At 62.2% G+C, this 20,361-nt stretch carries 20 protein-coding genes; 9 read left to right on the top strand and 11 right to left on the bottom strand.

What is annotated here, in order from left to right; genetic code table 11:
- Nucleotides 1–141: 141 nt before the first annotated feature.
- Genes RUH75_RS03095 through RUH75_RS03085 form a run of 3 tightly spaced genes read right to left on the bottom strand, consistent with a single transcriptional unit; the run spans nt 142 to nt 1,807 of the window.
- Complete coding sequence (locus RUH75_RS03095) at nt 142–423, bottom strand: acylphosphatase (RefSeq protein WP_313802072.1); 282 nt, start codon at nt 421–423, stop codon at nt 142–144.
- Entirely contained in the window at nt 423–1,157 is a 735-nt protein-coding gene (locus RUH75_RS03090; protein WP_313802070.1) for an NYN domain-containing protein, read from the bottom strand. The genes RUH75_RS03095 and RUH75_RS03090 overlap by 1 nt, the downstream gene beginning before the upstream one ends.
- Nucleotides 1,157–1,807: a carbonic anhydrase gene (locus RUH75_RS03085; RefSeq protein WP_313802068.1), complete on the bottom strand. Its 651-nt coding sequence runs from the start codon at nt 1,805–1,807 to the stop codon at nt 1,157–1,159. The genes RUH75_RS03090 and RUH75_RS03085 overlap by 1 nt, the downstream gene beginning before the upstream one ends.
- A gap of 20 nt (nt 1,808–1,827) precedes the next feature.
- On the opposite strand from RUH75_RS03085, the gene lipA reads away from it, so the two are divergent.
- Nucleotides 1,828–2,805, top strand: coding sequence for a lipoyl synthase (gene lipA / locus RUH75_RS03080; protein ID WP_313802066.1), 978 nt, complete (start codon nt 1,828–1,830; stop codon nt 2,803–2,805).
- 4 nt (nt 2,806–2,809) lie between these two features.
- Nucleotides 2,810–3,286 (top strand): type II toxin-antitoxin system RatA family toxin, encoded by a 477-nt coding sequence (locus RUH75_RS03075; RefSeq protein WP_313802064.1) that lies wholly within the window; start codon nt 2,810–2,812, stop codon nt 3,284–3,286.
- On the opposite strand, the gene RUH75_RS03070 is transcribed toward RUH75_RS03075, so the two are convergent.
- Both RUH75_RS03070 and RUH75_RS03065 read right to left on the bottom strand, forming a co-directional pair.
- Nucleotides 3,232–3,750 (bottom strand): CinA family protein, encoded by a 519-nt coding sequence (locus tag RUH75_RS03070; protein WP_313802062.1) that lies wholly within the window; start codon nt 3,748–3,750, stop codon nt 3,232–3,234. The two genes, RUH75_RS03075 and RUH75_RS03070, sit on opposite strands and share 55 nt — an antisense overlap.
- A gap of 5 nt (nt 3,751–3,755) precedes the next feature.
- Nucleotides 3,756–4,922, bottom strand: a complete 1,167-nt coding sequence (locus RUH75_RS03065; RefSeq protein ID WP_313802060.1) for a bifunctional 2-C-methyl-D-erythritol 4-phosphate cytidylyltransferase/2-C-methyl-D-erythritol 2,4-cyclodiphosphate synthase — start codon at nt 4,920–4,922, stop codon at nt 3,756–3,758.
- Nucleotides 4,923–5,028: 106 nt separating this feature from the next.
- Here RUH75_RS03065 and dusB point away from each other — a divergent pair, with 106 nt between their 5' ends.
- From dusB to hflX, 7 genes are all read left to right on the top strand, one after another.
- The gene (dusB, locus tag RUH75_RS03060) at nt 5,029–6,048 is read left to right on the top strand and encodes a tRNA dihydrouridine synthase DusB (RefSeq protein ID WP_313802058.1); all 1,020 of its coding nucleotides are present in this window, start codon (nt 5,029–5,031) and stop codon (nt 6,046–6,048) included.
- Nucleotides 6,045–7,154 (top strand): ATP-binding protein, encoded by a 1,110-nt coding sequence (locus tag RUH75_RS03055; protein WP_313802056.1) that lies wholly within the window; start codon nt 6,045–6,047, stop codon nt 7,152–7,154. Before dusB ends, RUH75_RS03055 begins: the two co-directional genes overlap by 4 nt.
- Complete coding sequence (gene ntrC / locus RUH75_RS03050) at nt 7,154–8,599, top strand: nitrogen regulation protein NR(I) (RefSeq protein WP_313802054.1); 1,446 nt, start codon at nt 7,154–7,156, stop codon at nt 8,597–8,599. Before RUH75_RS03055 ends, ntrC begins: the two co-directional genes overlap by 1 nt.
- 96 nt (nt 8,600–8,695) lie before the next feature.
- Nucleotides 8,696–10,948: an ATP-binding protein gene (locus RUH75_RS03045; protein ID WP_313802052.1), complete on the top strand. Its 2,253-nt coding sequence runs from the start codon at nt 8,696–8,698 to the stop codon at nt 10,946–10,948.
- Nucleotides 10,938–12,311, top strand: coding sequence for a sigma-54 dependent transcriptional regulator (locus tag RUH75_RS03040; RefSeq protein ID WP_313802050.1), 1,374 nt, complete (start codon nt 10,938–10,940; stop codon nt 12,309–12,311). Before RUH75_RS03045 ends, RUH75_RS03040 begins: the two co-directional genes overlap by 11 nt.
- Before the next feature lie 132 nt (nt 12,312–12,443).
- Entirely contained in the window at nt 12,444–12,938 is a 495-nt protein-coding gene (gene hfq / locus RUH75_RS03035) for an RNA chaperone Hfq (RefSeq protein ID WP_313802048.1), read from the top strand.
- 65 nt (nt 12,939–13,003) lie between these two features.
- Nucleotides 13,004–14,356, top strand: a complete 1,353-nt coding sequence (hflX, locus tag RUH75_RS03030) for a GTPase HflX (RefSeq protein ID WP_313802046.1) — start codon at nt 13,004–13,006, stop codon at nt 14,354–14,356.
- On the opposite strand, the gene mazG is transcribed toward hflX, so the two are convergent.
- The 6 genes from mazG to metG all read right to left on the bottom strand — a co-directional run bounded on the left by mazG (nt 14,342) and on the right by metG (nt 20,322).
- Nucleotides 14,342–15,130, bottom strand: coding sequence for a nucleoside triphosphate pyrophosphohydrolase (gene mazG, locus RUH75_RS03025; protein ID WP_313802044.1), 789 nt, complete (start codon nt 15,128–15,130; stop codon nt 14,342–14,344). The genes hflX and mazG overlap by 15 nt on opposite strands.
- 130 nt (nt 15,131–15,260) lie before the next feature.
- Entirely contained in the window at nt 15,261–16,556 is a 1,296-nt protein-coding gene (locus tag RUH75_RS03020; RefSeq protein ID WP_313802042.1) for an MFS transporter, read from the bottom strand.
- Nucleotides 16,553–17,188, bottom strand: coding sequence for a TIGR02281 family clan AA aspartic protease (locus RUH75_RS03015; protein WP_313802040.1), 636 nt, complete (start codon nt 17,186–17,188; stop codon nt 16,553–16,555). Before RUH75_RS03015 ends, RUH75_RS03020 begins: the two co-directional genes overlap by 4 nt.
- 5 nt (nt 17,189–17,193) lie before the next feature.
- Entirely contained in the window at nt 17,194–17,985 is a 792-nt protein-coding gene (locus RUH75_RS03010; RefSeq protein WP_313802038.1) for an MBL fold metallo-hydrolase, read from the bottom strand.
- The gene (locus tag RUH75_RS03005; protein ID WP_313802036.1) at nt 17,982–18,755 is read right to left on the bottom strand and encodes a TatD family hydrolase; all 774 of its coding nucleotides are present in this window, start codon (nt 18,753–18,755) and stop codon (nt 17,982–17,984) included. Before RUH75_RS03005 ends, RUH75_RS03010 begins: the two co-directional genes overlap by 4 nt.
- A gap of 4 nt (nt 18,756–18,759) precedes the next feature.
- Nucleotides 18,760–20,322 carry a methionine--tRNA ligase gene (metG, locus tag RUH75_RS03000; protein WP_313802034.1) on the bottom strand — a complete coding sequence of 521 codons (1,563 nt, stop codon included), beginning with the start codon at nt 20,320–20,322 and terminating at the stop codon, nt 18,760–18,762.
- Nucleotides 20,323–20,361 lie beyond the last annotated feature (39 nt).

Raw genomic sequence — 20,361 nt, 5'->3', positions numbered from 1 at the left:
GTCATCACAACGTTTGAACTGGGCTCCTGCCTTCGCAGGAGCACGGTGCGCTTCAAGGAATGCTCAGGTAAGCCGACCGTCCGCCTTCCACCCATGGTCGCTGCTTGATCCGACCGCCGTTTCCATCCCACCAACTAAATGTCAGCAGCTTGGTCGCTTTTGAAACGAAGCGTGCCCCTCTGTTGGAACATCCGAGACATCGATCCGCGCAACCCGCGCTGCGGGAGGGCCTTCATGGGCAAGAGCCATGAATTGCTCCACGGCCTCCTGCGGGCCTTCCACCACGGCTTCCACGCTTCCGTCCACGCGGTTCCGGACCCAGCCCGCTAGACCAAGCCTGTTCGCCACTTCCACGGCCCAATTACGATAGAACACGCCTTGCACCCGACCCAGGATCATCAGATGGCGGGCGATGATGGACATCAGTGCACCCGCTTGATCCAGGTCTGACCGTCCCTGCTTTCCACCTTGAAATTCTTGATGGAGCGAACGAGGTCCGACAGGCGCTTGAAACCATAATTGCGCGTGTCGAAGCTGGAGCGGTTTCCCGCAAGCTGGCCGACCTCGCTGAGGCGCGCAAAACCCTGGTCATCGCGTTTCACGGCATTGTAAACGTCGACCAAAAGTTTGACGAGATCGGGCGCGACCTCTGTGCCATCGGCGGCGTCAGGGGCATCATCGGCCTCTTCCGGCTCGACGAGCGTTTCTCGGGAATTGGTGAGCGCAGCCACGTCGATGAAACGGGTGCAGGCGCTGCGGAAGGCCTGAGGCGTCTTGTCCGTTCCAAAGCCATAGACGGGCAGGCCCTCCTGCCGGATGCGTGTGACCAAAGGCGTGAAATCGCTGTCGCTGGACATCAGACCGAAGCCGGTGACGCGTCCGGACGCCATCAGATCCATGGCGTCGATCGTCATCTTCATGTCGGTGGCGTTCTTGCCCTTGGTGAGATCGAACTGTTGTTGGGTTTCGATGGCCTGCGTCACCGCCTGCCGCGCCCAACCCTTAAGCGCTGGTTTGCTCCAATTGCCATAGGCACGGCGGATGTTGACAGTGCCAAGTTCAGCGAGAACGGTCAGTACTGGGTCGAAATGGTCCGCGGAAACATTGTCTGCGTCGATCAGCAGGGCAATATTGCCGCTGGGGATCGGCGCGGTCATCAGGCTTCCAGCGGCGCCGGATGGAATTCGCCGCTTTCCTCGTCCAGCAGATGGAGTTGACCGTCTGCTATGGCGAAGAAAGCACCGATCAGCTTGATTTCCCCATCGCGTTCCTTGGCGCGGACGCAGGGGAAGGTGCGCAGATTGGCGAGGCTCACCTTCACCCCTTCCTGTTCCATGGCGCGCTCGGCGTCGCGGCTGCGGTCGTCGCCGAAGCGTTCCACCACCTTTTCGCGCGCATCGTCCAGCAACTCGATCCAATTGTGGATGAAGCCGCCTTCGCCCGGAGGCGCATCCTTGAGCGCCTGGCTGAGCGCCGCCTTGCAGCCGCCGCATTTGCCATGACCCATGACGACGATCTCGCCGACCTTCAGCACCTGAACGGCGAATTCCAGCGCCGCAGACACGCCATGGCGGCCGGGATTGGTTTCGAAGGGAGGGACCAGGGCCGCCACGTTGCGGACCACGAAGACCTCGCCGGGGCTGGTGTCGAATATCTGCGCCGGATCGACTCGGCTGTCGGAACAGGCGATGACCATGACGCGGGGGCTTTGTCCTTCGCTGAGGTCGTCCCATCGCTCGCGCTGTTCCGTCCAGCCCGTATTGCGGAAACGGCGATAGCCTGAGAGCATGTCGGCGAAATCGATCATGCGCTGTCCTGTGCCTAACAATGTGGGGGCTGGCAAGAGCGAGCTTGCATCGCTATCTGGTGCGCATGACCGATATCGCCCCGATCCCCGCCAATCGTCCAGAGCGTGTCCGCAAGCCTGACTGGATTCGCGTCAAGGCGCCGACCAGCCCCGGCTATCATGAAACCCGCAAGCTGATGCGGGACAAGGGGCTGGCGACGGTGTGCGAGGAAGCCGCTTGCCCCAATATCGGGGAATGCTGGACCAAGAAGCACGCTACGGTGATGATTTTGGGCGATGTATGCACGCGGGCCTGCGCCTTCTGCAACGTCAAGACCGGCATGCCGCGCAAGGTCGATCCCAACGAACCGCAGAACCTGGCCGACGCCTGTGCGGAAATGGGGCTGGAGCATATCGTCATCACCTCGGTCGATCGCGACGACCTGCCCGATGGCGGCGCCTCGCAGTTCGTGAAGGTGATCGAGGCGCTGCGCCGCACGACTCCGGACACGACGATCGAAATCCTGACTCCCGACTTCCGCAACAAGCATGAGCGGGCGGTCGAGATGATCGTCGCGGCGCGGCCGGACGTCTATAATCACAATCTGGAGACGGTGCCCCGGCTCTATCCGACCATTCGGCCCGGTGCGCGCTATTATGCCTCGTTGCGGTTGCTGGAGACGGTGAAGAGGCTCGATCCGTCGATCTTCACCAAGTCCGGCGTCATGCTGGGCCTGGGCGAGGAAAGGCTGGAGGTCCATCAGGTGATGGATGACATGCGTTCGGCCGATATCGATTTCCTCACCATGGGCCAATATCTCCAGCCGACGCCCAAGCATGCCAAGGTCATGGAGTTCGTGACCCCGGCGGCGTTCAACGCCTATGCCGCGATTGCGCGGGCCAAGGGCTTCCTGCAAGTGGCGTCGAGTCCGCTCACGCGGTCGAGCTACCATGCGGGCAAGGATTTCGCTGAGATGCGTGCCGCACGTGAGGCGCAACTGGCGAAGGTTGCCAGGTAACGCGATGCCCAAGCATAATGAAACGCGTCCGCTTCCCTATACGCCCGAACAGATGTTCGATCTGGTGGCGGATGTCGCGGCCTATCCCGAATTCCTGCCTTGGGTGAGCGCGATCCGTGTCCGATCCGACGGCGATTCGGAAATGGTCGCGGACATGATCGTGGGATTCAAGGGGATCAAGGAAAGCTTCACTTCCCGTGTCCACAAGCATCGCCCGGATCATGTGCGCGTCGATTATCTTGATGGGCCGCTCAAGCATCTCCACAATGAATGGAACTTCCGGGACGACGGCAAAGGCGGCGTGCTGGTGGATTTCGAAGTGGAGTTCGAATTCAAGAGCCGGCTGTTCGAGATGCTCGCGGGGCAGGTGTTCGACAAGGCATTGCGCAAGATGATCGGCGCGTTCGAAACTCGCGCGGCCGAGCTTTACGGCGCGGGCGAATCGGGCAGCAGCAGTTCAAGCGCGCAAAGCGCCGCCTGAAGGCGAACGCCGCCCCTGCCTGTGTCCCCGAAATGATGCATGTCGGCCACGATCTTGTCGGGGCTGGCGCCGCGTTCGGCGCGGGCGAAGACGACGGTGCCGACGGGCTTTTGCTCTGACCCCCCGCCGGGGCCGGCAATGCCGGTGATGGCGACCGCTACCTGCGCGTGGCTCTTGGTTAGCGCGCCCTGCGCCATGGCCCAAGCCGTGGCAATGGAGACGGCGCCGAAGGTTTCGATGACATCCTGCGAAACCTTCAGAAGTTCGCACTTCATATCATTGGAATAGGTGATGAAACCAGCCTCGAAGACTTCGGACGACCCGGCGATTTCGGTGAGCGCGGCGGATACGAGGCCGCCGGTGCAGCTTTCGGCGACCGCTATGGTGCGGCCCGCGCGGCGGTTGGCGATGATGACGCGCTCGGCAAGGTCGACCAGCGACGCGGGAAGGATGCTATCAGGCATGGCGATCAGAATAGCGCGGGGAGGGAGAGGGTTGCAACAGCCTGCGCGGCGATGCCTTCGCGGCGGCCCGCAAAGCCGAGGCGTTCGGTGGTGGTCGCCTTCACGCTGACGCGGTCGAGCGACAAACCCAGGATTTCCGCGATCCGGCTGCGCATCGCCTGGCGATACGGGCCGATTTTCGGCGCCTCGCAGATCAGCGTCAGATCGACATGTTCGATGATGCCGTCCCGTTTTGCGACGCGTTCGGCGGCATATTCAAGGAAGCGGGAGGAGGCCACCCCGCGCCATTGCGGATCGGACGGCGGGAAATGGCTGCCGATATCCCCCTCCGCCAGCGCGCCGAGCAGCGCATCGACAAGGGCGTGGATGGCCACATCGGCATCGCTATGGCCTGCCAGACCGCGCTCATGGGGAACGCGAATGCCACAGAGCCAGAGTTCCTCATTGGCGGCCAGCCGGTGAACGTCATAGCCCATGCCCGTGCGGGTGCTGCGGACGGCGCGCAGCCGGGCTTCGGCGCGGAGAAAGTCTTCGGCGTAGGTCAATTTTTCCAGCCTTTCGTCGCCAGCGACCAGAATGATGTCGCCGCCGCAATGCCGCAGGATCTGGGCATCGTCGGTCGCTTCCCTTGCACTGTCCCATGCCCGGTGCGCGGACAGGATCATATCGAAATGGAAGGCTTGCGGGGTCTGGACCCGCGACAGGCCATCGCGATCCACGACATCTCCGGCAAGGCTGTTCTCATTCCGGACCAGCGTATCGGCAACGGGAAGGGCGGGGATGGCACCGGGCGCGTCGGCCAGGGCGCAGAGCAATCGATCGATCACCGCATCGGGAATGAACGGGCGAGCGGCGTCATGGATGAGGACATGCGCTGCGCCGCCGGAGGATGCGATATGTTCAAGACCGGCGCGGACCGATCCTCTGCGGCTGTCGGCGCCCTGGATGATCGCGGCGACCGGACGACCCGCGAGTGCTTCGCGCGCAGCGGATTCCTGACCTGCGCCGACGACGAGAACAATGTCGTCGATGGCCGGGTGGCGCGCCAGAGCATCGACGGCATGAGCGAGCACGGGTTTGCCGCCGATCAACCGGAATTGCTTGGGAATATCGCCGCCCGCGCGGCTGCCCTGTCCTGCTGCAACCAGCAATGCGACGGTTTTCTCTGTCATGGCGGCGCCTGTATCGCAGCGGGAGGCGGATCGCCAGACCCGGCTTGCTTGCCGTTGGAGCCAATTTCGGCTAAGGGCTGCCTGTTTTTTAGGCAGTGATTGAGTAATGCAGACGCTTTCTCCGATTTCCATTGGTCCGGTGACGATTGACATGCCGGTCGTGCTGGCCCCGATGACGGGCGTGACGGACATGCCGTTCCGGACGCTGGTGCGGCGCTATGGCTCGGGCCTGAACGTGACGGAGATGATCGCCACGGCGGCGATGATTCGCGAAACGCGCCAGTCGCTGCAAAAGGCCGCCTGGCATCCGCTGGAAGAGCCGGTGTCGATGCAACTCGCGGGCTGCTCGCCTTCTGAAATGGCGGAGGCGGCGAAGCTCAATGCGGATCGCGGCGCGGCGATCATCGACATCAACATGGGCTGTCCGGTGAAGAAGGTGGTCAATGGCGACGCGGGTAGCGCGCTGATGCGCGACCTGCCGCTGGCTGCCGCGTTGATCGAGGCGACGGTCAAGGCCGTCGACGTGCCCGTTACCGTCAAGATGCGCATGGGTTGGGATCATGCCAGCCTGAATGCGCCTGAACTGGCGCGGATCGCGGAGGATCTGGGCGCGAAGCTCATCACGGTTCACGGCCGCACCCGCTGCCAGATGTACAAGGGCTCGGCGGACTGGGCCTTTGTGCGCGGCGTCAAGGAAGCGGTGTCGCTGCCAGTGATCGTCAATGGCGATATCTGCTCGATCGACGACGCGGAGACGGCGCTGGAGCAGAGTGGCGCGGACGGGGTGATGATCGGGCGGGGTGCCTATGGCCGGCCCTGGCTGATAGGACAGGTCATGCACTGGTTCCGCACGGGCGAGCGTCTGGCCGACCCTTCGATTGAAGAGCAATATCATGTTATCACAGAGCATTATCGCGCGATGCTGGAGCATTATGACAGCCACACCGGCGTCAATATGGCCCGCAAGCATATCGGCTGGTATACCAAGGGGCTGCCGGGTTCGGCCGAATTCCGCAACGCGGTGAACCAGGAGCCGGATGGTGACGTTGTGCTGGATATGCTGGCGCGCTTTTACGAACCGCTGATCGCCGACGAAGGGCTGGTCGAAACGCGCAAGGCGGCATGACGGCGGACATGACGACCATCCCGTCGCTCCGACCGCAACAGGATGGACCTTCGCTTTCCGAACTGATGACGGCGCTGCCGGTGGCGACGCTGGTAGTGCGGCCGGACAACCGCATTGCCGACGCCAATGTGCGGGCCGAAACGCTGCTCAACATGGCGCGGTCCGCCATCGTCGGGAGCGATATCGCGCGGACCATCCGCATGGCGGAAATGGGCGCGCGCTTCGATATCTGGCACAGCAACAAGCCCATCGCCGCCTATGATATCCGCGTTCACGCAGGACGGACGGCGGAGATGGAGGTCGATCTGATGATCGCCCCCATCGTCGATCATGAAGGCTGGCGCGTGGTGTCGATCCATACGCAGAGCCAGGCGCGCAAGATCGGCCATCGGGGTACTGCGGGCGGCGCGCGCTCCGCCGTCGGCGCGGCGGCGATCCTGGCGCATGAGATCAAGAATCCCCTGTCGGGCATAAGGGGCGCGGCACAGTTGCTGGAGTCCGGCAATGATGGGCGCGACGCGGCGCTGACGCAATTGATCTGCAATGAGGTGGATCGGATCGCGGCGCTGATCGACAGGATGCAGGACTTCACGACGGACCGGACGCTGGAGTGCCGGAGCGGGAATATCTATCCGTTGATCGATCGGGCGGCCAATATAGCGGCCGCCGGATTTGCAAAGAATATCCGTATCTTGAAAAGTTATGATCCATCCCTGCCATCCGCCAACATCAACGAAGATGCGCTGGTGCAGGTGATGATCAACCTGCTCAAAAATGCTGCCGAGGCACTGGAGCATAGCGAAAAGCCACGCATCCGTGTCGAGACGGCCTTTCGCCATGGCGTGTCGGTGGTGGTCGGCAAGGGCAAGGGCAGCGCGGTATTGCCGATAGAGATCCTCGTGGTCGACAACGGGCCGGGCGTGCCGGAGCATATTCTCGACCATCTGTTCAACCCCTTCATTACCGGTAGGCGGGACGGAACGGGCCTGGGGCTGGCGCTGGTGGACAAGCTGGTGCGCGACATGAGCGGGTTCGTGCAATATTCGCGCGACAGGCAGGCAGGGGAATCGACCTTCCGCATCCTGCTGCCGATGGGAATGGACTGATGGCGGCGACAGGCGCGATATTGGTGGTGGATGACGATCCGGCAATCTGCGTGGTCGTCGGCGAAGCGTTGCGGCGCCAGGGATACCGGGTCAAGACGGCTGCCTCTATCCGGGAACGCAGCGCCCTGCTGGACAGCTTTTCGCCCGACGTGCTGATCACCGACGTCATGCTGCCCGATGGCGATGGGCTGGACGGCATATCGGAGATATTGGAACGTCGCCCCGCGCTCAACATCATCATCCTGTCGGCTCAGAACACGCTGAACACGGCCATACGCGCGACGGAAAAGGGCGCGTTCGAATATCTGCCCAAGCCCTTCGATCTGAATGAGCTGACGCGCGCCGTGTCCGATGCGCTCGGATCGGGGAAGGGGGGCGGTGAGGAAGCGTCCGACGCCGGATTGCCGCATGACGGTCTGCCGCTGGTCGGCCGCTCCCCCGCGATGCAGGAGGTCTATCGGACGATCGCGCGGGTTCTGTCGAACGACCTCAGCATATTGGTGCTGGGCGAATCCGGCACGGGCAAGGAACTGGTGGCGGAGGCGATCCACAGTCTCGGGCAGCGGCGGACCAAACCCTTTGTGCCGATCAACATGGCGGCCATCCCCCGGGAACTGATCGAGGCTGAACTGTTCGGTTATGAGAAGGGAGCCTTCACCGGCGCCCATGCCCGTACCGCCGGCAAATTCGAGCAGGCGCAGGGCGGCACCCTGTTCCTTGACGAGATCGGCGACATGCCGATGGAAGCACAGACGCGGCTGCTGCGCGTCTTGCAGTCGGGCGAGGTCACGACTGTCGGCGGATCGAAATCGGTCAGGGTCAATGTCCGCATCATCGCGGCCACCAACAAGGACCTGCCCAAGCTGATAGAGGAAAACCGCTTTCGGCAGGACCTTTACTATCGGCTGAACGTAGTCCCGATCGCGTTGCCCGCATTGCGGGAACGGCGGGAGGATGTGATCCTGCTTGCCCGTCATTTCCTGGATCGCGCGGCGCAGGACGGCCTGCCGCGCAAATCGCTTTCCGAAGACGCGGCGCAGTTGCTGATGGCCTATCACTGGCCGGGAAATGTGCGTGAATTGCAGAATTTGATGCAGCGGCTGGCGGTGCTGAGCCGCGAGAACATGATCACTGCCGACATGCTGCGCAACAGCCTGCCGCTGGACGCGGTGCCCGCCGATCATGCCGCTCCCGCCGATCTCCTGGGTCAGGCGGTGCGGGAATGGGCGAAGCGGCAATTGGGCATTGGCCTTACCCAGCCGAACCGCAGCCTGCATGACGATCTGCTGGCGGTGGTCGAACCGATATTGTTTCAGGAAACCTTGGCGAGCGTCGACTGGAATCAGATCCGTGCGGCGGGCTTGCTGGGCATCAACCGTAACACGCTGCGCAAGAAACTGACCGATTATGGGCTCGATCCTCTGCAACTGCGGATCAGCGATTAAGCGGCGGCGACGAACCGAAGGCTCTTTTCGACCGGAAGCACGCTCCCATAAAATACTGTGTTTGATCGGGCACATTAATGTTGTAACCAAGCCACTATGGAAGGCGCAGTGACTCTCCCCGTGCGGGGCCGGGCATGGAAAAGGCATTTCCCCCCCTTCCTGCGCCGCCGTCTGGCCGCGGTGGTGGAGGCGGTGACGCTCATCCTGTTTCTTGGGATGGCGGGCATCACCTATTTCCTGCTGACGGTGCAGGGCCAGTCCTACACTCTATTGACGCCACCGATCGTAGCGCTGCTGCTGGTGGCCAATCTGGTTCCGGCGATCGCGCTGCTGGTGCTGCTCGGGCGGCGGGTGGCGAAGCGGCGCGCAGCGCAATCGGCCATCGGCAGCGACGGGCAGTTGCACGTCAGGCTGGTGGCGATCTTTTCCATCGTCGCCAGCGTGCCGATGCTGTTGGTCGTGATCTTCGCCTCTTTGCTGTTCCAATATGGCGTGCAGTTCTGGTTCTCCGACAGCGCGCGCGGGATGCTGCAAAATGCGAGCGATCTGGCGCGCGGCTATTATGAGCAGAATCTGCGCGACGTGCGGGACGAAACCGTCACCATGGCGAGCGACCTGCGCGATTATCTGAGCCAGTCCAAGGTTTCCAGCCCGCGCTTCGCCGAAGGCTATATCTATCAGGTGGTGACGCGTAAGCTGAACCGCTCCGCGATCATCGAAATCGGCAAGGATGGCGTGGCGCGCACGGCGGCGACGGTCGACCCGGAAAGCCGGCCCGCTTCGGAAATGCTGACCCCGGAGGTCGTCAGGCGGCTGGAGGCGGGCGAGGATGTCGTCGTGGCCGCCAAGCCCAACCAGATCGAGGCGGTGACGCTGCTCTATCCCAACGCGAAAATCTATCTCTACGCCACGCGCGATTCGGGCTCGACGGCGTTCAGCAATGTCGAGCGAGCGCAGAAGGTGTTGTCGGATTACGACATTTTCGCCGCCCAATCCCGCGCCTTGCAGTTGCGCTTTAACATCATGCTGTTCGTCGGCTCGCTGCTGCTGGTCGGCGTGGCGGTCTATATCGCGCTCAAGGTCGCGGACTGGATGGTGCGTCCCGTCAACGAACTGGTGATGGCGGCGCGGCGGATCACGGCCGGCGACCTTTCGGCGCGCGTGACCAGCCCACAGGCGCGCGACGAGATTGGCACGCTTGCGTCGGCCTTCAACCGGATGACCCAGCGGCTGGAGGCCCAGACGGGCGCTTTGGTGGCGGCCAACAGCCAGCTGGACGAACGCCGCGCCTTTATTGAGGCCATCTTGTCCGGCGTGTCGGCGGGCGTGTTGTCGGTGGATCGGGCTGGTATCGTCCTGCTGCTCAACAGCTCTGCCGCGGCGCTTTTGGTGCGGGAGGGCGATGATCCGGTAGGCCGTCCACTGACCGAGGTGTCGCAGGAACTGGCCGCGCTGATCACTTCGGAGGAAGATGCCGGCATCGTGCAGATCCGGGCGCATGGCGATGTCCGGACGCTGGCGGTCAAGGTGACGGAAGATGCCTCGCGCCACATCCTGACCTTCGACGACATCACCCAGCAGCTGTCCGACCAGCGGCGCGCCGCCTGGTCCGACGTGGCGCGGCGGATCGCGCATGAGATCAAGAATCCGCTTACCCCGATCCAGCTTGCCGCCGAGCGGTTGCAGCGCCGCTATGCCGATGAGGTGACGAGCGATAAGGCAACCTTCACGCGTCTTACCGGCACGATCGTCCGGCAGGTCGGCGATTTGCGGCGGATCGTGGACGAATTCTCCTCCTTCGCCCGCATGCCCAAGCCGGTGTTCCGGCGCGAGCGGGTGGACGACATCGCCCGGCACGCGCTGTTCCTGCATGAAGTGGCGCATCCGGATATCCGTTTCGAATATCGTTCCGTCGATACCGATGTGGAAATGGTCTGCGATCGGCGGCAATTGGGGCAGGCGCTCACCAATATCGTCAAGAATGCGGTGGAGGCGATCGAGCCGAAACCCGTGGCGGATGACAGCCAATGGCGCGGTCATGTGCGCATGACGGTGGACCATGATGAGGGCAATCTGCTGATCGCGGTGCAGGATGACGGCATCGGCCTGCCGCCTGAGCGGGAACGCATATTGGAGCCCTATATGACGACCCGCACCAAGGGCACGGGCCTGGGCCTCGCCATCGTGAAGAAGATTGTCGAGGAGCATATGGGCGAAATCCGCTTCGACGATGCCGAGGGCGGCGGGGCGCGGGTGACGCTGCGTTTCCCGGTGGCGGCGCTCGAAAAACTGGAAGAGGGGCAGGTGATTGCCTTGCCCAAAGGAAAAGTGACGGCCAATGGCGCTTGATATTCTGATAGTCGATGACGAAGAGGACATTCGCGATCTGGTCGCGGGCGTGCTGGAGGATGAGGGCTTCTCGACCCGCACCGCCGCCAACAGCGACAGCGCGATCGAAGCGCTGGATGCCCGGCGGCCCTCGCTGGTGTTGCTGGATGTGTGGTTGCAGGGATCGAAGCTCGATGGTCTGGAACTGCTTGATGAGATCAAGCGCCGCGATGCGACCATTCCGGTGCTGATGATTTCCGGTCATGGCAATATCGACACCGCCGTCGCCGCGATCAGGAAGGGCGCGGCGGATTTCATCGAAAAGCCGTTCGAAGCGGACCGGCTGCTGCATCTGGTGTCGCGCGCGACCGAGACGGAGCGGCTTCGGCGGGAAAATCAGGTGTTGCGCGCCCGTTTCGGGCAGGATGACGAACTGACGGGCACTTCGGCGGCAATCAATGCCGTGCGCGCGACGATCAAGAAGGTCGCGGGCACAGGCAGCCGGGTGCTGATTTCCGGGCCCGCGGGGGTTGGCAAGGAAATCGCGGCGCGCATGCTCCACAGCTGGAGCGGACGGGCTGATGCGCCTTTCATCGTTGTCGCTGCGGCACGAATGGACCCCGATCGGGTCGAGGAGGAACTGTTCGGCGTCGAGGACCCGAGTGGGCTGGTGCGTCCGGGATATCTGGAACAGGCGCATGGGGGCACGCTCTATCTCGATGAAATCGCGGACATGCCGCTGACCACCCAGGCGAAGATCCTGCGCGTGCTGACGGACCAGAGCTTTACCCGTGTCAGCGGACAACGTCAGGTGAAGGTCGATGTGCGTGTCATTTCATCGACCGCGCTCAACCTGGCGGCCGAAATCGAGGAACGGCGCTTCCGCGAAGACCTGTTCTACCGCCTCAACGTCGTGCCGCTGGTCATTCCCCCGTTGGCCGAGCGGCGCGACGATATTCCACCGCTGGTCGAACATTATCTGGCGCGCTTTGCCGCTGACCGGCGCGTTCCCCCGCCCGAGATGGCGAGCGACGCCATGGCCGCGCTTCAGGCCAATGAATGGCCGGGCAATGTCCGTCAGCTCCGCAATGTCATCGAACGGACCATGATCCTGGCGCCCGGCGAAAGGATCGGGCGGATCGAACTGGACATGCTGCCTGCCGAACTGACCAGCAACGGCAGTTCGGATAGCATGGGCCAGTCCGCAATCATGGGTGCGCCGCTTCGCGAAGCGCGGGAGAGCTTTGAACGCGAATATCTGCGCATCCAGATTCGGCGCTTTTCCGGCAATATTTCCCGTACCGCCACCTTCATCGGCATGGAACGATCCGCGCTTCACCGGAAGTTGAAGCTCCTGGGTATTACGGATGGGAAGGACGGCTGATCGTTTTCACCCAATCAGGGCATGGACGGCTCTTCGCAATTGCGGTAGGTTCGCCCTGCTTCCGACAGGCGGGAGCAGGCAAGACACTCTGCCCAGGAGTGCGAGAGCGGGTAACGTCCCGCCAATAAAGGAATGGTGAAGACCATGGCCGACAAAGTGAACAACCTTCAAGACATCTTCCTGAACAGCCTGCGCAAGAGCAAGACCCCGGTGACCATGTTCCTGGTCAAGGGCGTGAAATTGCAGGGTATCATTACGTGGTTCGATAATTTTTCCGTACTGCTGCGGCGGGATGGTCAGTCGCAACTGGTTTACAAGCATGCGATTTCCACCGTCATGCCCGCGCAGTCCATGGATTTGTCCGATCTGCGGAAGGCAAGCGACGGTAACGGCAAGTCGAAGCTGCTCCAGGAAATCTTCCTGAGCGCGGTGCGCAAGTCCGGCAGCCCCGTCACCATGTTCCTTGTGAACGGCGTTATGTTGCAGGGCGAAATCGCGGCCTTCGATCTGTTCTGCATGCTGCTGGAACGGGACGGCATGGTTCAGCTCGTCTACAAGCATGCGATTTCGACGGTGCAGCCACTGCACGCGCTCGACCTCACAGGTGAAGGCGAGGGCGAGGATTGATCGCTTTTTCTTGTTCCCGCCCGGTTTCCCGTGAAGCTGGCCGGGGACAGAGGCGTTAAGCCCCTATGGCCGTTTTCAACCGGGATTCCGCAGATGAAGTGTCGCGTGGCGCGCGCGCCATCGTCGTGCGCGCCGATGTCCATGGTCCCGAACGCCGCGACAGCGAAGCGCGGCTGGAAGAGGCCAGGGGGCTGGCTCTGGCCATCGGCATCGACGTGCGGGCGGCGCAGGCGTTTCGCGTGCGCGACCGCAAGCCCGCGACCTTGTTCGGAAGCGGGCAGGTCGATCAGATCGCGGCGCTGGCGAAGGCCGAGGAAGCTGAACTGGTCATCGTTGATAATGCGCTCAGCCCCGTGCAGCAGAGCAATCTGGAAAAGGCGACCGAAACCAAGGTCATCGACCGGACCGGCCTGATCCTGGAGATTTTCGGTGAACGGGCCGCGACCAATGAAGGTCGACTTCAGGTCGAACTGGCGCATCTTGATTACCAGGCGGGGCGGCTGGTGCGCAGTTGGACCCACCTTGAACGGCAGCGCGGCGGCTTTGGCTTTCTGGGCGGCCCCGGTGAAACGCAGATCGAGGCCGACCGCCGGATGATCCGCGACCGGATGGCGAAGATCCGTCGCGAACTGGATCAGGTGACGAAAACGCGCGGCCTGCATCGCGCGCGGCGGCAACGGGCCCCCTGGCCGGTGATAGCGCTGGTAGGCTATACCAATGCGGGCAAGTCGACATTGTTCAACCGGCTGACCGGCGCCGACGTCATGGCTGAAGACCTGCTGTTCGCGACACTTGATCCCACCATGCGGCAGATTGCCTTGCCGGGGCTGGACAAGGCCATATTGTCCGACACGGTGGGCTTCGTTTCGGACCTGCCGACCCAGTTGATCGCGGCCTTCCGGGCCACGCTGGAGGAAGTATTGTCGGCGGATTTGATCGTGCATGTCCGCGATATCGCTCATCCCGACAGCGAGGCGCAGCGCGAAGACGTGATCGATGTGCTGAGCCAGCTTGGCGTGGCTGGGGAGGGTGCTCTCGAAGCGGGCGAGGGCAATGAGCCGCCTCCGATCATCGAGGCCTGGAACAAACTCGACCTGCTGGATGATGAAGCCGAGGTGCTGGCGCGGGAAACGGCCGCGCGGCGGGATGACGTCGTCATCCTTTCCGCCTTGACGGGCGAGGGGGTGGATGGCCTCCAGCGCGTGATCAGCGCACGCCTGACCGCAGGCGCGCAAATCCACCAATTGCGCATAGCATTGGCGGATGGAGCGGCGATGGCCTGGTTGCACGAACATGGCGAGGTGACCGGAAGTCACGCCGATGGCGAGGATATGCTGGTGGATGTCAGGCTGTCGGACTCGGCGCTGGCGCGGTTCCTCAAGCGACAGGACGATGGAAGTCGATCAGCGCGCCTTTGATTGTCGCTTGGCCTGTTGCCACAGGGCTTCCTTCTGATCGAGCGAAAGGGCAGGGAAACCGTCACCCGCCACGCTTTCCATTATCCTAAAACGCCGCTCGAACTTGCCGTTGGCGGCGCGTAGGGCAACTTCGGGATCGACTTTCAAATGGCGGGCAAGGTTGACGACCGCGAAGAGCAGGTCGCCAATTTCCTCGTCCCGATCCGCTTGGCAGGCTGCCGCGCGCACTTCGTCCAATTCTTCCTCGATCTTGTCGATCACGCCGCCGATATCAGGCCAGTCAAAGCCCGTGCGGGCCGCGCGCTTCTGAAGTTTTTCGGCGCGGAGCAGGGCCGGCAACGCAATGGCAACGCCGGCAACCGCGCTGGGATCGGGTTCCTTGTCGGCGCGTTCGGCGGCCTTGATCGCTTCCCATTGAGCATGGCCGTCCTGTCGCGCGGCGCCTTCGCCAAAGACGTGCGGGTGGCGGCGGATCATCTTTTCGGTGATGCCGTCGATCACGTCCTGCAAGGCAAAATGGCCGGCTTGCTCGGCCATGCGGCTATGAAATGCCACCTGGAGGAGCAAATCTCCCAGTTCGTCGCGCAAAGCCGCCATGTCGTCACGCTCGATGGCGTCGGCGACCTCATAGGCTTCCTCGATCGTATAGGGCGCGATGCTGGCGAAATCCTGTTCGATATCCCAGGGGCAACCGGTTTCCGGGTCGCGAAGCCGTGCCATGACGTTGGCGAGCGGCATGATGTCGGCTGGGGTTGCCTTGCTATTGGAGGGCATGCAGAACCTGGATTGAGAAAGGGAACGAGAGATATAGGACGTCACAAGGCGAAAGGCCAGATTCACCCACCCTCAGGATTCTTTATTCGATAATATATATTATGTTAAATTCCTGTCCCGGGCAAGACAATCAGTCCTCCAGTATCAGGCTGTGCTGCTGGGTGTCCCGCATGCGGATATACACGATCAAAGAGATGCCAATCATCACCGTGACATAGACATAGAATGCCTGCTCGGCGCCGATCTGCTTGAACCATAGAGCGATGAACTCAGCCGTGCCGCCGAACAAGGTATTGGCCAGTGCATATGGCAAAGCGACCCCCAGCGCCCGGATATGGGCTGGAAACAGTTCCGCCTTCACAACGGCGTTGATGGACGTGTAGCCGGTGACGATGATCAATCCGGCCATCACCAGAAGACCCGCGGTGAACGGGTCCTTGGTGACCGACAGCGTCGCGAAGATCGGATATGTGCCCACCACGCCCAATATGCCGAAGCCTATCATCAGGGGCTTGCGACCGATCCGGTCTGACAGAGCACCGGCAAGTGGCTGAAGCAGCATGAAAAGAAATAATGTTATCCCATTGATTTGGGAAGCTATTTCTCGACTTAAGCCACTGGTGTTGACGAGGAACTTCTGCATGTAGATCGAATAGGCGTAGAAGGCGATCGTGCCGCCCGCAGTAAGCAGCATCACGGTCAGGGTTTCACGGGGATGCCGGGTGACGAGTTCGACGAATCCGGATCGGGGAGCGCCCTCAGCCCTCGCAATGGCATAGCTTTGGGTTTCGGGAAGGCCCCGCCTCAGCCAGAAGACGACAATGGCCAACGCCCCGCCGATCAGAAACGGAATCCGCCACCCCCAGGCATCCAGTTCGGCTTCGCTCAACATGGCTTGCAGCAGCAGCAGGACGCAGATGGCGACCAACTGCCCCGCAATCAGCGTGACATATTGAAAGCTGGAGAAAAAGCCACGCCGGTCGCGACCCGCCATTTCGGATAGATAGGTTGCGCTGGCGCCATATTCTCCGCCGACGGAGAGGCCCTGCATCAATCGGGCCAGCACAAGCAGCAACGGCGCTCCTACTCCGATACGGGCATAGGATGGCGTGATCGCAATCAAGAGCGAGCCCCCGCACATCAGGGCTACCGAGAGGGTCAGACCGCTTTTGCGACCATGACGATCGGAATAGACGCCCATCAGCCACGCGCCGATGGGCCGCATCAGAAATCCCATGGCAAAAATGCCTGCCGCGCCCAGTAACTGGGCCGTGCGGTCTTCACTGGGAAAGAAGTGCTGGGCGAAATAGAGGGTGAAGGCCGAATAGGCGTACCAGTCATACCATTCGACCAGATTGCCGGTAGATCCGCCGATTATCGCCTTCAGCCGCTGACGCTGATCGGGTGCAGCCAGGGGGGATGTCATGGTGTCAACACCATTTCTCCATCCTGCACGCCCCAGCTTTTCAGGCGGGAAAGCATGTTCATGCCGATCACATTGACGTCTCCGAAAGCCGGCGAAATGACGATATCGACGTCGCTGGCACGGATGGGGCCGATGGACAGGCTGGCGATGTTGGCGCGCTTGGCATCGATCTTGCCGTTGGCGGTCAGCATGCTGACTCCTGGAGCATTCAGGTCGAAATTAAGGCCGGATGCCCGAGCGGAGGTTACGGACAAGGCCGTGACGCTGGCGCCGCTGTCGATCAGGAAGCGCGTCGGCGCACCGTTGACCATGCCCTCCACCCAGTAATGACCGTCCGGCGCGATCGGAATGCGCAATGCCTGTCCTTCCACGCGGACGGCCGGCAATGGCGTCGGCACGTCGTTTCTGGAGAAGGATGCAGGCTCCCCCCCTTCTCCCCCCGTACGGCCAGAGAACAAGCCGAATTTCTCACCCGTCTTGAAGAGGCCGAGCAGGGCGGCAAAGATCGCGATCCAAAGAACCGCCATGCGCATAAGGCCGCCCAACGGCCCCCGCCGCGCCAGCAAGGCCGATCCGACAAGGACAAGCGCCAGAACATACCAGAGACTGGACATCGCCTGATCGCCGTTCATGCCCCTCACCCCGTGCTTTTCGTCCCGCGCAACTCTGCGACCAGACCGTCATAGCCCGGTTCGACGCCTTCCGGGAGTGTCCGGCGCAAGGTGGCGTAATCCATGCTGTGGTCCATGTGGATCAATATGGCACGTCGGGGCCGCACCGCCTGCACGGCATCCAGCGTAAGCGCGAGATGGGCGTGGGTCGGATGCGGCTTTTCCCGCAAGGCATCGGCCACCCAAATGTCGAGCCCGTCGTAAAGGGCCAGCATGTCCGCCGTCATATCATGGAAATCAGTGGCATATCCGATGGAATGACCATCATATGTAAAGCGGAATCCAGTCGAGAATATCTCGCCATGCGGTTGATCGGTGCAGGCGATGCTGATGTCCCCGATACGCAGGCCGTCGGGCAGCGCGTGAGGCTCGATCGTTGGATGATAGCCATGACGCCCTTCAAAAGCATAGCCGAAGCGTTCCCGCAGCAGCTTGAGCGTCTGCGGACGGGCATAGCCGGGCACAGGCGTGCCGCGATGATGATAAATCTGGCGGACATCGTCCAGCCCATGGCTGTGGTCGGCATGGTCGTGCGTCCAAAGGATCGCGTCGATGTCGATGACGTCCGCTGCCAGCAATTGCGCGCGCATGTCGGGTGACGTGTCGATCAGAAGCCGCGTGGTAGGGCTTTCGACCAGGATCGATGCGCGGGTACGCCGATTTTTCGGCTCTTCGGGATCGCAGACGCCCCAGTCATTGCCGATCCGGGGCACGCCCGAAGAGGTGCCGCTGCCCAATATGGTGAGCTTGAGGCTCATCCGACCTTGCTGAACAGCGTGTGGAAATTGGCTGAGGTCGCCTCGGCCAGATGTTCGACGCTCTCGCCCCGCAGATTGGCGAGGAAACGCGCGGTATCGGCCACGAATGCGGGCTCGCAGGACTTGCCGCGATGGGGGACGGGCGCGAGGAACGGGGAGTCGGTTTCGATGAGCAGCCTGTCCAGCGGCATGCGCGCCGCCGTTTCCTGTAGGTCCCTGGCGTTCTTGAAGGTCACGATGCCGGAAATGCTGATGTAGAAACCCAGTTCCAACGCAGCATCGGCAAAGGCGCCGCTGGCAGTGAAACAGTGAATGACGCCGCCATAGGCCCCCTTCCCCATTTCATCACGCATGATGGCCAGCGTGTCTGCTTCCGCGTCGCGGGTGTGGACAATCAACGGCAGGCCGGTTTCCCGGGAAGCCGCGATGTGGGAGCGGAAACTGCGCTGTTGCCGTTCGCGGTCGCTATGGTCGTAATAATAATCGAGGCCGGTTTCGCCAATGCCGACAACGCGCGGATGGGCCGCGCGCTCGACCAGCTTGGCGGTGTCGACATGGGGATGCTCATCGGCCTCATGCGGATGGATGCCGACGGTCGCCCAGACATCAGCTTCGCGCAGCGCCGTGCCCAGCACATCGTCCCATTCGCTCTCGCGCGTGGCGATGTTGAGCATCAGGTCGACCCCCGCGGCCCGCGCCCGTTCAAGCACATTCTGCTGATCCTCGATCAAGCCCTTGTAATTCAGATGACAATGACTGTCGATCAACATGATGTCACGCCTCTTCGCCAGGCAGTTCGAGGCGTGGGAACAGCGGCCTGGGCGGGCTGAGCGTGAAACCGGAAGCGCGCAGGGCTGCGTACCAGCCAGTGCTGATGGCATCATAGTTCCGCCCTTCCCCGCCAATGCCCATCTGGTCGAGCAGGGCCGTGGCGCTGGCCGGGATGACCGGCTGGATCATGATGGCGAGATGGGCAATCGCTTCGTAAAGGGTGGCGAGTACGGCCTCCATGCGTGCCGGATCGGTCTTTCTGAGGGTCCAGGGCGCCTGCGCATCGATATAGGCGTTGCAGGCAAAGACCGCGCGCATCCACGCCTCGATCGCTGCCGAAGGCGCGAGGTCGGCCATGGCGTTCCGGAATGTCCGGGCGGCTTCAGCGACTTGCTGGAGGAGGTCGTTGTCGACATCCTGCGCTGCCGGTTCGGGCAGGCGCCCTTCCAGATTCTTGGCGATGAAGCTCAGGGTGCGCTGGGCGAGATTGCCGAAGCTGTTGGCAAGATCGCTGTTGGATCGGGCGACGATCGCCTCGGCGCTGTAGCTGCCGTCATTGCCGAACGTGACTTCGGACAGCAGGAAATAACGCAGCTGGTCGACGCCGAACCGATCCGCCAGTTCCATGGGATCGGCGACATTACCGAGCGATTTCGACATCTTCTCTCCCCGGTTGAGGAGGAAGCCGTGGCCGAAAATCTGCCTGGGCAGAGGCAAGCTCGCGCTCATCAGGAAGGCTGGCCAATAAACCGTATGAAAACGCACGATATCCTTGCCGATGATGTGCGTGATATCGCCGCCCTCCGCCCAGTAGCGCGCCAGGCGATCCGCATCGTCGGGATAACCGCAGCCGGTCAGGTAGTTGGTGAGGGCATCGACCCACACATACATCACATGGCCGTCGCTGCCTGGCACTTTCACGCCCCAGTCAAAGCTGGTGCGCGACACGCTGAGGTCGGACAGGCCGCCTTCGACGAAACGCATGATCTCGTTGCGGCGGCTGTCGGGCTGGATGAAGTCCGGCTGGCTGGCGTAGAGGTCCAGAAGCTTCTGTTGATAGGCCGATAGGCGGAAGAACCAGCTCTCTTCGACCGTCCATTCGACCGGCGTGCCCTGGGGCGAAAGCTTTTGCCCGCCCTCTCCTTCGGTCAATTCCTTTTCGTCGTAAAAGGCTTCGTCCCGAACCGAATACCAGCCTTCATAGCGGCCGAGATAAAGATCGCCGCTGGCTTCCATCGCCTGCCATATGGCTTGGCTGGCGCGGTGATGGGCGGGTTCACTGGTGCGGATGAAACGATCATAGCTGATGTTCAGACCATCGTTCATCGATTTGAAATGTCCCGACATTTCGTCGGCCAAATCGCGCGGTTCGATATTCCGGTCGCGGGCGGTCTGGGCCATTTTCAACCCATGCTCGTCCGTGCCGGTCTGGAAGAAGACGTCGCGACCCATCATGCGCTGGAAACGGGCGAGCGCGTCAGTGGCGATCACCTCATAGGCATGGCCGATATGCGGGCGGCCGTTGGGATAGCTGATGGCGGTGGTGATGGTATAGGGCTTGGACATGCGGCCTTCACTAGCGGCTGTTGTGCCGCGCGGAAAGCC

It is taken from the genome of Sphingobium sp. (assembly GCF_032153725.1).
Lineage (GTDB): Bacteria > Pseudomonadota > Alphaproteobacteria > Sphingomonadales > Sphingomonadaceae > Sphingobium.
Note: the sequence above shows the minus strand (reverse complement) of the source record. Positions and strands in the feature narration are given on the sequence as shown.